At 35.0% G+C, this 12,374-nt stretch carries 15 protein-coding genes and 1 pseudogene; 3 read left to right on the forward strand and 13 right to left on the reverse strand.

Annotated features, from left to right (window positions below; translation table 11 throughout):
- Positions 1-22 precede the first annotated feature (22 nt).
- Both eno and cgtA read left to right on the forward strand, forming a co-directional pair.
- Positions 23-1,300 carry a phosphopyruvate hydratase gene (eno, locus tag OPR43_RS07870; RefSeq protein ID WP_265034785.1) on the forward strand — a complete coding sequence of 426 codons (1,278 nt, stop codon included), beginning with the start codon at positions 23-25 and terminating at the stop codon, positions 1,298-1,300.
- On the forward strand, positions 1,288-2,310 hold the full coding sequence (cgtA, locus tag OPR43_RS07875; RefSeq protein ID WP_265034787.1) for an Obg family GTPase CgtA: 1,023 nt from the start codon (positions 1,288-1,290) through the stop codon (positions 2,308-2,310). Before eno ends, cgtA begins: the two co-directional genes overlap by 13 nt.
- Positions 2,311-2,317: 7 nt before the next feature.
- Here cgtA and OPR43_RS07880 read toward each other — a convergent pair whose 3' ends face one another.
- The 3 genes and pseudogenes from OPR43_RS07880 to OPR43_RS07885 all read right to left on the reverse strand — a co-directional run bounded on the left by OPR43_RS07880 (position 2,318) and on the right by OPR43_RS07885 (position 2,748).
- Positions 2,318-2,470: a hypothetical protein gene (locus tag OPR43_RS07880; protein WP_265034789.1), complete on the reverse strand. Its 153-nt coding sequence runs from the start codon at positions 2,468-2,470 to the stop codon at positions 2,318-2,320.
- A gap of 10 nt (positions 2,471-2,480) precedes the next feature.
- Positions 2,481-2,561 (reverse strand): annotated as a pseudogene (locus OPR43_RS08580) (WPE palindromic element domain-containing protein); the annotation flags it as partial.
- Positions 2,562-2,619: 58 nt separating this feature from the next.
- On the reverse strand, positions 2,620-2,748 hold the full coding sequence (locus OPR43_RS07885; protein ID WP_265034791.1) for a hypothetical protein: 129 nt from the start codon (positions 2,746-2,748) through the stop codon (positions 2,620-2,622).
- 106 nt (positions 2,749-2,854) lie between these two features.
- Here OPR43_RS07885 and fumC point away from each other — a divergent pair, with 106 nt between their 5' ends.
- Positions 2,855-4,249 (forward strand): class II fumarate hydratase, encoded by a 1,395-nt coding sequence (fumC, locus tag OPR43_RS07890; protein WP_265034793.1) that lies wholly within the window; start codon positions 2,855-2,857, stop codon positions 4,247-4,249.
- Positions 4,250-4,253: 4 nt separating this feature from the next.
- Here the strand turns inward: fumC and OPR43_RS07895 are convergent, their stop codons facing one another.
- The 10 genes from OPR43_RS07895 to OPR43_RS07940 form a co-directional block, all read right to left on the reverse strand.
- The gene (locus OPR43_RS07895; RefSeq protein WP_265034794.1) at positions 4,254-5,135 is read right to left on the reverse strand and encodes an Rpn family recombination-promoting nuclease/putative transposase; all 882 of its coding nucleotides are present in this window, start codon (positions 5,133-5,135) and stop codon (positions 4,254-4,256) included.
- 160 nt (positions 5,136-5,295) lie between these two features.
- Positions 5,296-5,529, reverse strand: coding sequence for a hypothetical protein (locus OPR43_RS07900; RefSeq protein ID WP_265034796.1), 234 nt, complete (start codon positions 5,527-5,529; stop codon positions 5,296-5,298).
- A gap of 111 nt (positions 5,530-5,640) precedes the next feature.
- Positions 5,641-6,921, reverse strand: coding sequence for a flavodoxin-dependent (E)-4-hydroxy-3-methylbut-2-enyl-diphosphate synthase (gene ispG / locus OPR43_RS07905; protein WP_265034798.1), 1,281 nt, complete (start codon positions 6,919-6,921; stop codon positions 5,641-5,643).
- Positions 6,922-6,937: 16 nt separating this feature from the next.
- The gene (locus OPR43_RS07910) at positions 6,938-7,570 is read right to left on the reverse strand and encodes a TRP75-related protein (RefSeq protein WP_265025927.1); all 633 of its coding nucleotides are present in this window, start codon (positions 7,568-7,570) and stop codon (positions 6,938-6,940) included.
- Between the two features lie 204 nt (positions 7,571-7,774).
- Positions 7,775-8,305 (reverse strand): HlyD family secretion protein, encoded by a 531-nt coding sequence (locus OPR43_RS07915; RefSeq protein WP_265034799.1) that lies wholly within the window; start codon positions 8,303-8,305, stop codon positions 7,775-7,777.
- A 172-nt stretch (positions 8,306-8,477) separates the two neighbouring features.
- Positions 8,478-10,592 carry an FtsK/SpoIIIE family DNA translocase gene (locus OPR43_RS07920; RefSeq protein WP_265034800.1) on the reverse strand — a complete coding sequence of 705 codons (2,115 nt, stop codon included), beginning with the start codon at positions 10,590-10,592 and terminating at the stop codon, positions 8,478-8,480.
- Between the two features lie 4 nt (positions 10,593-10,596).
- Entirely contained in the window at positions 10,597-10,872 is a 276-nt protein-coding gene (locus OPR43_RS07925) for a YggT family protein (protein ID WP_265034801.1), read from the reverse strand.
- A 78-nt stretch (positions 10,873-10,950) separates the two neighbouring features.
- Entirely contained in the window at positions 10,951-11,166 is a 216-nt protein-coding gene (locus OPR43_RS07930; protein ID WP_265034802.1) for a hypothetical protein, read from the reverse strand.
- 29 nt (positions 11,167-11,195) lie between these two features.
- Positions 11,196-12,026, reverse strand: coding sequence for a type 1 periplasmic-binding domain-containing protein (locus tag OPR43_RS07935; protein WP_265034803.1), 831 nt, complete (start codon positions 12,024-12,026; stop codon positions 11,196-11,198).
- Positions 12,023-12,241, reverse strand: coding sequence for a hypothetical protein (locus tag OPR43_RS07940; protein WP_265034804.1), 219 nt, complete (start codon positions 12,239-12,241; stop codon positions 12,023-12,025). Before OPR43_RS07940 ends, OPR43_RS07935 begins: the two co-directional genes overlap by 4 nt.
- Between the last annotated feature and the right edge of the window lie 133 nt (positions 12,242-12,374).

The raw sequence follows: 12,374 nt of genomic DNA on the forward strand, positions 1-12,374 counted from the left end.
GTGAATCTAGTAAAGGGTTAATATGATGAATAAGATAATCAACAACGTATTTGCAAGAGAAATTTTAGATAGCAGGGGTTACCCCACTGTTGAGGTAGAGATTGAGCTCTGTGATGGAGCAATAGGCAGAGCATCTGTACCTTCTGGAGCTTCAACCGGTAAATTAGAAGCCTTGGAACTCAGAGACCAAGATGAGAAAAGGTATTGTGGTAAAGGAGTGCTGAAAGCTGTTCAAGCTGTAAATGGGATAATAGCAGATGAAATCATTGGAATGAATGCAGCGGACCAAAATGCAATTGATAAAGCATTAATTGAACTAGATGGAACAAAAAATAAATCTAAACTTGGAGCAAATGCAACTTTGGGTGTGTCTCTTGCGGTTGCAAAAGCAGCAGCAAACAGTTTCAAAATACCGTTGTATAGATATTTGGGAGGAGAGCAGATGAGTGTTATGCCGGTTCCATTCATTAACATAATTAATGGTGGAGTACATGCAGACAATAAGCTCAATTTCCAAGAATTCATGATTCTTCCAGTCGGTGCTGAGACTTTCAGTGAAGCAATCAGAATATCTGCGGAGGTGTTCCACAACTTACGTAGCATTCTTAAGAAAAAAGGTTATAGCACAAACGTAGGAGATGAAGGTGGTTTTGCACCAAATATTGAAAGTACTGAAGAAGCACTTGATTTGATCATATACGCTATAGAATCAGCAGGTTATTCAGCGCAAAATCACTTTGCACTAGGCCTTGATGTTGCTTCATCTACTTTTTATGAAGATGGAATTTACAAATTTGAAAACAGAGATCTTACTTCAGAGAAATTGGCTGAATACTATTGTGACCTTGTGGAAAAATATCCAATAATTTCTATAGAAGATGCAATGAGTGAAGACGATTACGAAGGTTGGAAATTACTTACTGCAAAATTGGGGAGTAAAGTTCAATTAGTAGGGGATGATTTGTTTGTTACAAATTGTGAACTGATATGTAAAGGAATAGAGGAAAAAATGGCAAATGCTGTACTGATCAAGCCAAATCAAATAGGAACGTTAACAGAAACTTTTGCTGCTATTGAAATGGCAAAATCAAATGGCTATAAAGCTGTTATTTCTCATCGCTCAGGTGAAACAGAAGACACAACAATATCTCATATAGCAGTTGCATCAAATTGCGGGCAGATAAAAACCGGGTCGCTATCGCGTTCTGATAGACTCGCGAAGTATAACGAGCTAATGAGAATAGAAAGCGCATTAGGAAAGGATGCTAAATATTATCGTGGGTTAGCATGGGTTTTATAGACGAAGTAAAATTGTGTTTAAAAGCCGGTGACGGTGGTGACGGCTGTGCAAGTTTTCGTCGAGAAAAGTTCGTTGAATTTGGTGGTCCAAATGGTGGTAATGGAGGAAAGGGTGGAAACATAGTTTTCATCAGCGACGCTAATCTCAACACTTTGCTTCATTTTCGTTATAGAAGACACATTAAAGCAGATAGTGGGAAAAATGGTGCAGGCAGGGATAGATCTGGCACAGCAGGGAAAGACGTTATACTTCGAGTTCCAGTCGGTGCACAAATAATTGATGAAGAAAGTGAAGAGATAATAGTCGATCTTGACAAGCCTGATATGGAATTTTTAATAGCACAGGGTGGAAAAGGTGGACTTGGAAATACTAATTTTAAATCTTCTACTAATAAGGCACCAAGACATTTTACTTACGGTCAGCCTGGCAAAGAAAAACATGTATTGTTAAAACTAAAAGTTTTATCAGATGTTGGAATTATTGGCATGCCAAACGCAGGTAAATCAAAATTTTTGACTCGCTGCTCAAATTCCGATACAAAAGTAGGCGATTATCCATTTACCACCGTAAGACCCCACTTAGGTGTGGCAAAAGTGGATGATAGCGAAGTTGTAATAGCAGATATTCCTGGAATAATTACTGATGCTCACCTTGGAGTTGGGCTCGGACATAAATTTTTAAAGCACATAGAAAGGTGTCAAATTTTACTTCATTTAATTGATGCAACTCACGATGATGTTATTTCAGCTTATAATTGTACACATAATGAGCTGGAGCTTTACGATAGTGATCTTGTTGAAAAAGAAGAGATTGTAGTATTAAACAAATGCGACTTATTGAGGGAAGCAGAAATTCTGGAAAAGAAGAATCACCTAACTAATTATCTTAATAAAAAAGTGCTGTGCTTATCAATTAATGGTGATTTACAGCCTATTTTGAGATTATTAAGTAAAAAATTGAAAAAGAGTAATTTTAAGGAAATCGATGTATATGATCCTTTTAAGATGTGAATTTCATTTATTTTATCATATAACTAGAATATATTTGTACGAACATTGTTTTTGAAGGTGATTTGCACAGTAAATGGTCAGCGCGTGACGCACAACTGTACGAACATTTGTTTTTGTTAAACACAACAAATGGTGTCATTCCAGTGTCAGCTACTTGCATCTACCACACAACTGTACGAACATTGCAATTTGCAGGCAATTTGCGTGGCAGATGGTGTCATCCCAGTGCTTGACACTGGGATCCAGCCTTTTCATAATCATCAAAACGTTGTATTTTAACATAAAACGGCTACTTTTATGCTTACCAACTTAATAAAATTCCTGGATCCCAGTGTCAAGCACTGGGATGACATCATAGGGGCGCTGGGATGACACCCTCCTGCTAGACAATGTTCGTACAGTTGCACATCTACCATGCAAGTTACCTGAAAATTGCAATGTTCGTACACTTGACTACTTGGATCTAGTATGATTTAATTAACCAAAAAGTAGGCATGAAAAAATTATATAGTGAACCAGTTTGCATGATGCTAAGAAGGAAAATATGGATAGAAAAACGAGAATAGAATCAGACAGCTTAGGGGAAGTAAAAGTACCAAGTGAACATTACTGGGGAGCGCAGACTCAGCGTTCTTTAGAAAATTTTAAGATTGGCACAGAAAAAATGCCAGAGCCTCTGATTAAAGCATTAGCAATAGTAAAACTTGCAGCAGCACGTGTTAACATGAAGCAGGGTAGCATAGATAATAAGGTAGGGGACGCAATCTGCGCAGCCACAAGGGAAGTAATAGATGGCAAATTTAATAATGAATTTCCGCTTGTTGTTTGGCAAACCGGATCCGGAACGCAGACTAATATGAATATGAATGAAGTGATCAGCAATCGCGCAATAGAGATTTTAGGTGGTAATTTGGGTAGTAAATCTCCAATACATCCAAACGATCATGTGAATTATGGTCAGTCGTCAAATGACACCTTTCCAACAGCAATGCATATAGCAGCAGCAGAGCAAATAAACTGCTTGCTTATTCCAAATCTTGAAAAATTGCATAAGGTGCTGGATAATAAGGTTCAGGAATTTAAAGATATAATAAAAGTAGGACGTACTCATCTGCAAGATGCAACGCCCCTAACACTGGGACAGGAGTTCTCTGGCTATGCAGCCCAGATTAAAAAGGGGATAGAGAGAGTAAAATCAACTTTAAGTGATATATATGAGCTTGCACAAGGTGGCACTGCAGTTGGCACGGGACTCAATACTAAAAAGGGTTTTGCTGAAGATTTTTCAAGCCAAGTTGCAGAAATTACTAACCTTCCATTTACTTCAGCAGGCAATAAATTTGAAGCGCTAGCAGCAAATGATGCTTTAGTTGAGCTCAGTGGAACACTCAATACAGTAGCAGTCAGTTTAATGAAAATTGCAAATGATATAAGGTTGCTTGGTTCTGGTCCAAGATGCGGAATTGGGGAAATAATGTTACCGGAAAATGAGCCTGGTTCTTCAATTATGCCAGGTAAAGTGAATCCAACTCAGTGTGAAGCGGTGACTATGGTATGCACTCAAGTTATGGGAAATCATGTTGCTGTAACAATTGGTGGCTCAAGTGGTCATTTTGAACTGAACGTGTTTAAGCCAGTGATAATTTACAATGTTTTGCAGTCTATAAGACTTTTAGCTGATGCAAGTTTAAATTTTACAGAAAAATGTGTAGTTGGTATTAAAGCAAATGAAGAGAGGATAAAAGATTTACTGAATCAGTCGTTGATGTTGGTCACTATATTAAATACGCATATAGGGTACGACAATGCAGCAAAAATAGCGAAGCTTGCTTATAAAGAAAATATCACTCTAAAAGAAGCAGCAGCAAAACTTCAACTGCTCACTGAGGAGGAGTTTGAAAGGATAGTGAAACCAGAAGAAATGGTAAATTATTTGTAACCGCTCACAAATTTCCACTTAATTCTTCAATCTCACTAATAGAAAGGCCAGTAAACTTGACAATAGTGTTGACATCAACATTATTAGCCAGCATTGCTTTTGCGACTTCAATTTTCCCTTCCTCTTTACCAATTTTTTTACCTTTTTCAGTAGCAAGATCAAGTCTGTATTCAAGAATAGCTTCTTCTTTGCGTAGATCCATTATCCTTTCTTCGTAAGCTACTAAATCTTTTTCGTTCCAACGAAACTTATCTAACTCATCATATGCTAGCTTTATTATTGGTGCTTTTTCTGCTATCTCTTTTAAGTCCTCTTCTGTTGTTTCTTCTGCGTATTTAAAAAAGAAACACCACCTTTCTACTATACTTTCTAGCTGCTCTACTTTACTTTTTGAAAATTTGGGCAATTCTATAAAGATAAATTGAAAATCTTTTAAGTAATGTCCATTAGTTTTTATATCACGTATATTATGAGTAGAGATATAACCAACTTCTTCAGGAAGTAAGTTACAATTTGATATAGCAATAAAGAAGACTTTCTTTAAATCAATGTAGTTGCCAGATTTATCTAATTGTCCTGAATAAGCCTTAGCAGCATACAGTTGGGCACGTTTCTCAAAGCCCTTGTCTCTAGCGAGCTGCATTTCTGCTATATATCTATTTCCGTGAGAATCCTTGCAGAGAACATCAACAATACTTTGTTTATCAGAGGCAACTTCGGGATCCATAATAGTGCTAAGAAACTCAACTTCTTGTATTGCATTTATCTCAGTAAACCCTAAAATATCGTTCAAAAAGTGGATCAGGATATTCTTATTTTTTTCCGTTCCAAAGATTTTTTTGAAACACAAATCATTGCGAGGATCGAGAAATTTTGAAAGAGCCATGGCAAAAATGCTTGAAAATATTAATAATTATACACTATTATTAATAATTATTCAATCATATTTTTGAAGATAGCTAGTTTCTGTATTTACTTTAAATTGAAGAAAGCTCAAATGAAAGATCGTGTTTTGCTAAAAATCACAGAATGCAGTCTGGTTACAATTATTTATCACTAGTGCCTAAAGTGATCTCCTTTATCCTCTCATCTGCTAATATTTTTAATTTCTCACCATATCTATAATAATTTCGCTTTATAACGTATAACTCATCAGCAGAAGAAGAATCTAATTTAGGGTAATATTCGTAATTGCAATTTTCTTCGATGTCCTCAATGCTTATAGATGATGCTAAAAATGGAGACAAAACTAGTAGTAAAATAAGTAAAAAGCTTTTCATATCAATTATTTAAACTCAATTGTGTTATAAATATATTAATAGCGAAAAAAGAAAAACAAGGTTTAATTTTCTTTTTTATTTGCGATTTATCTATTAATTAACCGTGAAAGGTTACGTGTAATGCTCCTTCACATAATTATCAATAATTGCCTTAAATTCTTCAGAGACATTATCACCTTGTAAAGTTTTGAAATATTTGCCGTTTTTGTAGACTGCTGAAACAGGTTTTTCTCCATATCCAGGCAAGCTGATTCCCAAATTTGCGTGTTTGCTTTCTCCAGGACCATTTACTATGCATCCCATAACAGCAATGCTCATATGCTCTACACCTGGATTTTTTTTCTTCCACATCGGCATATGAGTTTTTATATAGCCATTCACCTCTTCAGTTAATATACGAAAACGATCGCTACTCGTGCGCCCACAACCAGGACATGAATTAACCTGAGGGTTAAAGTGTCGCAAGCCTATAGACTGCAATATTTCCTGACACACCACCACTTCATTAGTACGCGATTCACCAGGACGTTGAGTCAAAGAAGCCCGTATGGTATCTCCAATGCCATTTTGCAATAAATAAGTAAGCCCTGCTGCGGTATTTACCACACCTTTATTGCCCATACCAGCCTCAGTTAAACCCAAATGCAGTGCATAATTGGAAGATTTTGCAAGTGCCGTATAAACTAAAATTAAATCTTGTACTTTGCTAACTTTACATGAAATGATTATTTTGTTTGAACTTAGACCAATTTCTTCAGCTTTTTTTGCACTATCAAGAGCAGACATTACAAGTGCTTTGCGCAGTATAACATCAGAAGGCCTTGAATTACTAAGCGAAGAGTTTTCATCCATCAGTTTTTGTAAAAGGTATTTATCAAGACTACCCCAATTTACTCCAATTCTAACCGGAAGAGTATGCATTATTGCATACTCTATAACCCTTTCAAACTTCTCATCACGTTTGTGGCCAAAGCCTATATTGCCTGGATTGATTCTAATTTTACCCAGCATTTTGATGTTGTCTGGATAATCTTGAACTAATTTATCTAGCTCATACTGACCACAGCCTACCAATATTTTACCGTCAAAACCTTCTTTATTTATCTCTTCTACTATATAAGGTATTGCTCTTGCTACCTCCTCTGAATTCAAAGCAATCCGTACTAACTCTGAACCTGCACGTGCTAGTTCTGTTATCTCTTTTGCATAATGTTTTGCGCTACTTTTTATATTATCAGAATCTATATGCACGCCAAGCGCCATAGATTGTACAACTACAGGATTATTTCCACCTATCTTTACTTTTCCAACTTCTACAACATGAGTTTTGTGCCTGGAAATCGGCGATAATTCATATGCATCATCATTCAATATTAGGTCTTTATCTAGCATATTATTAATTGTGATACTATTTTACTGTGTCAGCTACACTGCCAAATGAACTCGAACCATTCAAACTATAAGCATCTACGTTATCCAAATTAGCAATAGAATCATGTGAACATGTTCTTTTTGATGGAGTTTTTTTTATAGTGATATTCATAGGAGAAACTTTTTTTTCTCGTGTTGAAGTAATTTTTTTTCCTTCTTGTTCATGCTGCTCACTTTCATACTGCTTATTTTCATACTGGGAAACTGGCTCTTGATCTATAAATACAGCACCCCTTAAACGCGCGATATTAATACCATGCTGATTTATCATAGCGCTCTCTTCATCGTCGACTATGCAAGCTTCCATGTCATTTGGCTCATTATCAAGACTAGCAATTTTTTTCTCTTTTAATTTTTTGATTAGATCTTCTTTATTTATAGCTCGATCTTGTGACTTTTTTTTCTTGAGCAATTCCCTACGCTTCTCATACAGTTTATATGACTCAGCAAAATCCTCATCTGTATGAAAGTTTGCACCACCAGGGTTACCAGGAGGTATGTATTTCTTACTGAGCTTTACCTTAGACTTAGCTTCAGCACTATGCACAGTAAAAAAGCTAGAAACCAAAAACATTAATATAAACAAAACTTTAGAAAAAATCCTAAGCATATGGTGCTATAGTAAATATCGTGTTTTAAAAGATAGCAATTAACAAACTTTAAGTAAACCAGAATCTTTACTAACTTTACAATAATATGTCACAAATATTTTTCTAAAAAGTGATATGTTTGCTATCAAAAAACCTACATAGGCTAAGAGAAGAGTAAGGTGTTACAAGCTATGTAACACCTTCTTAAGAAGAGTGTTATGCAGCTATATAGTTTGCACTTTTAAGTTATTCTGTAGTTTTTCAGTACCATCGGTAGTATCTACATTACTAAGTTTTGCTTTTGGTGTATCTTGATCAAGCGAGTTCTTTTCTTTCTCCCTCTCAAGCTTAACTCCCTGATAGATGCAGAATGCAACAAAACAAGTTATCGCTGTTACAGCAACAGCAGTGGCTATGGTACAAATTAGTAGTGTTTTTTCTTGTTCTCCTACTGCTTCTGTAAGTGTTTCCACTTTTTCTTCCACGTCTGCGAGTCTTTCTTGCAAACCGTCTAAATACTTTTGTATACTTTCGAACCGTTCAGCATCGATCTTTTGAGTTGCCTGCAATTCCTCTAACCTGCTAAATGCAATTTGAAGTTGATCAGCGTTGATCTGTTGACCTTTTTGCAATTTTTCTAGTGCACTGAATGCCTTTTGAAACTGCTCAGCATCCACCTGTTGAAGTTTTTCTAGTGCTTTTATTGTCGATTCATTAGAACCGAAAAAAAAATCATGAAGCCAATTTGTTGACATTTTTACCCCCTAGTTAATTAATATATTATAATTTTACATTCCCAATGTTTAAATTATTATTAAATTAACTGTCATTATGTATTGACCTTTTAATAATTTTGTTTGACTTGCTTTTTGAAAGTGCGGAAACTTAAATTAAGGTATTTACAAGGTTGCAAAAAAAGAAGCCCTGTTATTCAACCAATATCTCTCTCTTCCCTGAGTAATTTGGAGCGCTGATAATACCTTCCTTTTCCATTCTTTCAACGATGTTTGCTGCTCTGTTATAGCCTATTCTAAGCTGCCTTTGAATGTAACTGGTTGAAACTTTTTGATCTCTTTGAATGATGGCCACTGCTTGGTTGTAAAGGTCGTTTTCTTCATCCTCTGTTTCACCTTCTGATTCCACAGAAGAATTTTCATCTTCCTTGGTAATTTCCTCCATGTAATTTGGCTCACCTTGCATTTTCAGATGATCAACTATATCTTGCACCTCATCATCGCTCACAAATGGGCCGTGAATTCGAATAATCTTACCACCAGAGGCCATATAGAGCATATCACCCATGCCGAGCAATTGTTCAGCCCCTTGTTCGCCAAGTATTGTGCGGCTATCTATCTTAGAAGTAACAGCAAAACTGATTCTTGTTGGAAAGTTTGCTTTTATCACACCTGTTATCACATCCACAGATGGACGTTGTGTTGCCATTATGATATGTATTCCTGCAGCTCTGGCCATTTGCGCCAAACGCTGAATAGAGCACTCTATCTCTTTGCCGGCAACAAGCATCAAATCTGCCATTTCATCCACGATCACTACAATATATGGAAATGTTTCCATTTTGATTGGCATTTTTTCAAACAGAGGTTTGCCTGTTGTTGAGTTAAAGCCAATCTGTACAACACGTTCTAATTCTATCCCACTATTCATCGCTTCTATGATTTTTTGATTATAGTTTATAACATTGCGTACATTCAAATACGACATCATGCGATAGCGGTTTTCCATTTCTTTCACTATCCACTTAAGAGCGACTACAGCCTTTTTTGGCTCTGTTACTACTGGCGTTATTAGATGTGGTATTGCATCATATATTGAAAGCTCAAGCATTTTGGGGTCGATCATTATCATCTTGCATTCGTCAGGACTTAATCGATAAACGAGTGAAAGAATCATAGTGTTAATCGCAACTGATTTACCAGACCCTGTGGTTCCAGCAACGAGCAAGTGGGGCATTTTAGTTAGATCTGCAATAACTGGTTTTCCACTTATTTCTTTGCCAAGCGCAATTGGAAGATTTAAGTTTGCATTCTGGTATTCTGGTGATTCAAGCAAATCACGCAGCATTACAATTTCTCGTTCCTTGTTCGGCAACTCTATTCCCATAGCATTTTGCCCACGAATTATTGAAATACGTGCAGAGAGTGCACTCATCGAACGTGCAATGTCATCTGCAAGGCCAATTACTCTTGCAGATTTCGTGCCAGCTTGTGGTTCAAGTTTGTACAAAGTCACAACCGGCCCATAGCATACACTGATAATTTTTCCTTGCACGCCAAAATCACTCAGGACTTGTTCCAGCAGAGATAAATTTTTATTGCTCTCCATTTCATTTAGCTGTTTTCTCTGCAAAGACTCTTCTGCTTTAGAAAGTAAATGGATACTTGGAAACTTAAACTCACTTAAAACCTCCTCGGTAGCTTTTTTCTGTCTTTCTTTTGGTTGTTGTTTAGTAGTGATTTTAGTTCTATGTTTTTCTTCTACTACTAATGGTGCAATTGAATACTCAGTAGTTTTATGTGATCTGAAGAATGGAACATTTATAAATAAGCAAGCTATTTTTTTGAATAGGAAAAATATAGAGTAAATTGTTCTCTTCCAACCAACAGATCCTACAAGACCTATTGATGTTACTATCACAAATATATAAAACGGGCAGTTATTAATTAGTGCATTCCCTATTATTCCACTGTGTCTGTACCTTGCAGTGATGCCTAGCGAAAGTTGTGGTAGTATAGCACATATCCCTAAATTGATTAATATTAAATAGAGAATTTTTAGCAGCCTTTTTGATGGCCTGAAGATCAACAAGTAAACTATGGTTGTAGCTATTGTAACACTAGTTAATCCAAGAAATTGAACCAATATATCAGCTAAATATGAACTTACTATTCCACCTAAATTTGTCACTTCCTCATTTGTAGCTGTGTTTAAAGAAGGATCTTTATAGTTGTAGCTAAAAACTGATATATATATATATATTAAGAGTGAGAGATATACTGCTGCTTTTAGATATCTTTTTAGCATCTACTTAAAAGTAGTAATTCATTGTATATTGTACAAAGCGAATTGCTATTAGCAATATCATTATAGATAAATCTAATCCGTTGAACGGTGGTATGTATCTTCTGATAATTTTTAGTGGTGGATATGTCAATTGGTTCAAGATGTGCATTATGCGATTGACAGTATCATTATACACGTTCACTATATTAAGCCTAATCAGCAAATCTAGGATAATCCAACATATTAGAATGAAGCTATAAAAATCAAGTAACGTGTTGAGTAGATATATGATTGGATGCATAGCTTTGCTTTAATTGACTATATTGCACTTGTATTACATGAAAGGTTAAAAATCAAGTCTTGTAGCAATTATACACTTTTATGGTATTACAGGTATAAATGATAAATTACCAGTATTTTTATTAACAGATATATCTACAATTTTTGAGCTTGGATCTTTTGCTGTTTCGTAAAATTGTTCAGCTTTTTTTAACATTAATGTTGCATCTGCAAGCATAACATAAGTGTAAAAACTGTCTGGAACAATCAAAAAATCTTCAATATATTGATCGTATGAATAAAGGTTTACAGCCAATTCTAGTGTCTTACAAATTTCTTCAGAGGTTAAATTAGCAACTCCTGTATCGGGGCAAAAGCCAACTGCCCCTTCATTAGGATCAAAAAATATATATTACTATTTTCTGCTTTATACACCAACATAGAATGTGCAGAGCTTACGTTATAATCATTATTATCTATGGGGTAATCGCTATCACTATTGGAGGTGTAATAGGAATTATCAGTACCATTCTTTTTACAGTAAGTACCACAAGCAAAGATAAATTCTAAGTAGCGTTCTGTTCCTACATCCTTTAAAGCACGTTTGACTTGTTCTTGATCAATGTTAACTTGTCTTCTCATCAAGGATGAATCTTTACATAGTTGATCGTATATCATTTCATCATAAAATGATTCTCCTTCACGCCTGTCAATGCTCTGAACATCAAGAACAGGTAAGCATTGCGCTAAAACCTGTATTGCTAATAACTTAGTCGTTTGTCCTTGTCCTGTATCAACATAAGCTATAAAATCTTGCTCAGATACAACATAATCATGCTTGAGAAGCTTAGCAAAATCTTCTTTATTCTTTAGTCCTATAGCAGTAATAAAATAATTTAACGGATGACATAGCCCTTCTTCGGGGTCAAAACCCAAAGTTTCTTCAAATCTATTCTTCAAGTTCATGCTTTTTGATATGTTGCTTGACATAAAATGATTCAAATCAAATCGGATAGCTTGCTTGCTTTCAAACAATTCCTCGTATTGTTCTTCAGGTGATAAAACTGGTACTTTATATGAATATCTACCATTTTTTCTACGTATACCTTCTACATCTTTAATAATGCCTTGTTTTACGTTTTTACTAATGGTAAAGTTATTTTTACGATCTATCATATTTTTTTCAGGTTTAAGTTCTTTTTGGTAGTGTAATTTAAAAATGTTACTATTTCTTGTCCTGAAAAAATTCTATCAATTTCTTCATTTTCAATTTTGAAAAATACCTGAATTTGAGATTCATTTTTGAAAGTATAAACCTTTAATATATTAGACTCAGCAATATTACTAACATATTCCTTAATATACTCCTTAACATATTTTGGCATAAACATATTCCTAAAATTTCAACTATATAAATTAATAATATCATAATTCATACTGTTTAAGTAATCAATATTTTAATTTAATATTTTAATAAAAAAATATTAAACTTAATTTATTATGCTAATATTTAATAAAATTAAT

The organism is Wolbachia endosymbiont (group A) of Apoderus coryli, assembly GCF_947251615.1.
Classification (GTDB): Bacteria; Pseudomonadota; Alphaproteobacteria; order Rickettsiales; family Anaplasmataceae; genus Wolbachia.

Bases quoted from the DNA above. Each gene is read 5' to 3' on its own strand.
- eno (WP_265034785.1), top strand. From the start codon at position 23: ATGATGAATAAGATAATCAACAACGTATTTGCAAGAGAAATTTTAGAT.
- cgtA (WP_265034787.1), top strand. From the start codon at position 1,288: ATGGGTTTTATAGACGAAGTAAAATTGTGTTTAAAAGCCGGTGACGGT.
- OPR43_RS07880 (WP_265034789.1), bottom strand. From the start codon at position 2,470: ATGCAAGTAGCTGACACTGGAATGACACCATTTGTTGTGTTTAACAAA.
- fumC (WP_265034793.1), top strand. From the start codon at position 2,855: ATGGATAGAAAAACGAGAATAGAATCAGACAGCTTAGGGGAAGTAAAA.
- OPR43_RS07895 (WP_265034794.1), bottom strand. From the start codon at position 5,135: ATGGCTCTTTCAAAATTTCTCGATCCTCGCAATGATTTGTGTTTCAAA.
- OPR43_RS07900 (WP_265034796.1), bottom strand. From the start codon at position 5,529: ATGAAAAGCTTTTTACTTATTTTACTACTAGTTTTGTCTCCATTTTTA.
- ispG (WP_265034798.1), bottom strand. From the start codon at position 6,921: ATGCTAGATAAAGACCTAATATTGAATGATGATGCATATGAATTATCG.
- OPR43_RS07910 (WP_265025927.1), bottom strand. From the start codon at position 7,570: ATGCTTAGGATTTTTTCTAAAGTTTTGTTTATATTAATGTTTTTGGTT.
- OPR43_RS07915 (WP_265034799.1), bottom strand. From the start codon at position 8,305: ATGTCAACAAATTGGCTTCATGATTTTTTTTTCGGTTCTAATGAATCG.
- OPR43_RS07920 (WP_265034800.1), bottom strand. From the start codon at position 10,592: ATGCTAAAAAGATATCTAAAAGCAGCAGTATATCTCTCACTCTTAATA.
- OPR43_RS07925 (WP_265034801.1), bottom strand. From the start codon at position 10,872: ATGCATCCAATCATATATCTACTCAACACGTTACTTGATTTTTATAGC.
- OPR43_RS07935 (WP_265034803.1), bottom strand. From the start codon at position 12,026: ATGATAGATCGTAAAAATAACTTTACCATTAGTAAAAACGTAAAACAA.
- OPR43_RS07940 (WP_265034804.1), bottom strand. From the start codon at position 12,241: ATGTTTATGCCAAAATATGTTAAGGAGTATATTAAGGAATATGTTAGT.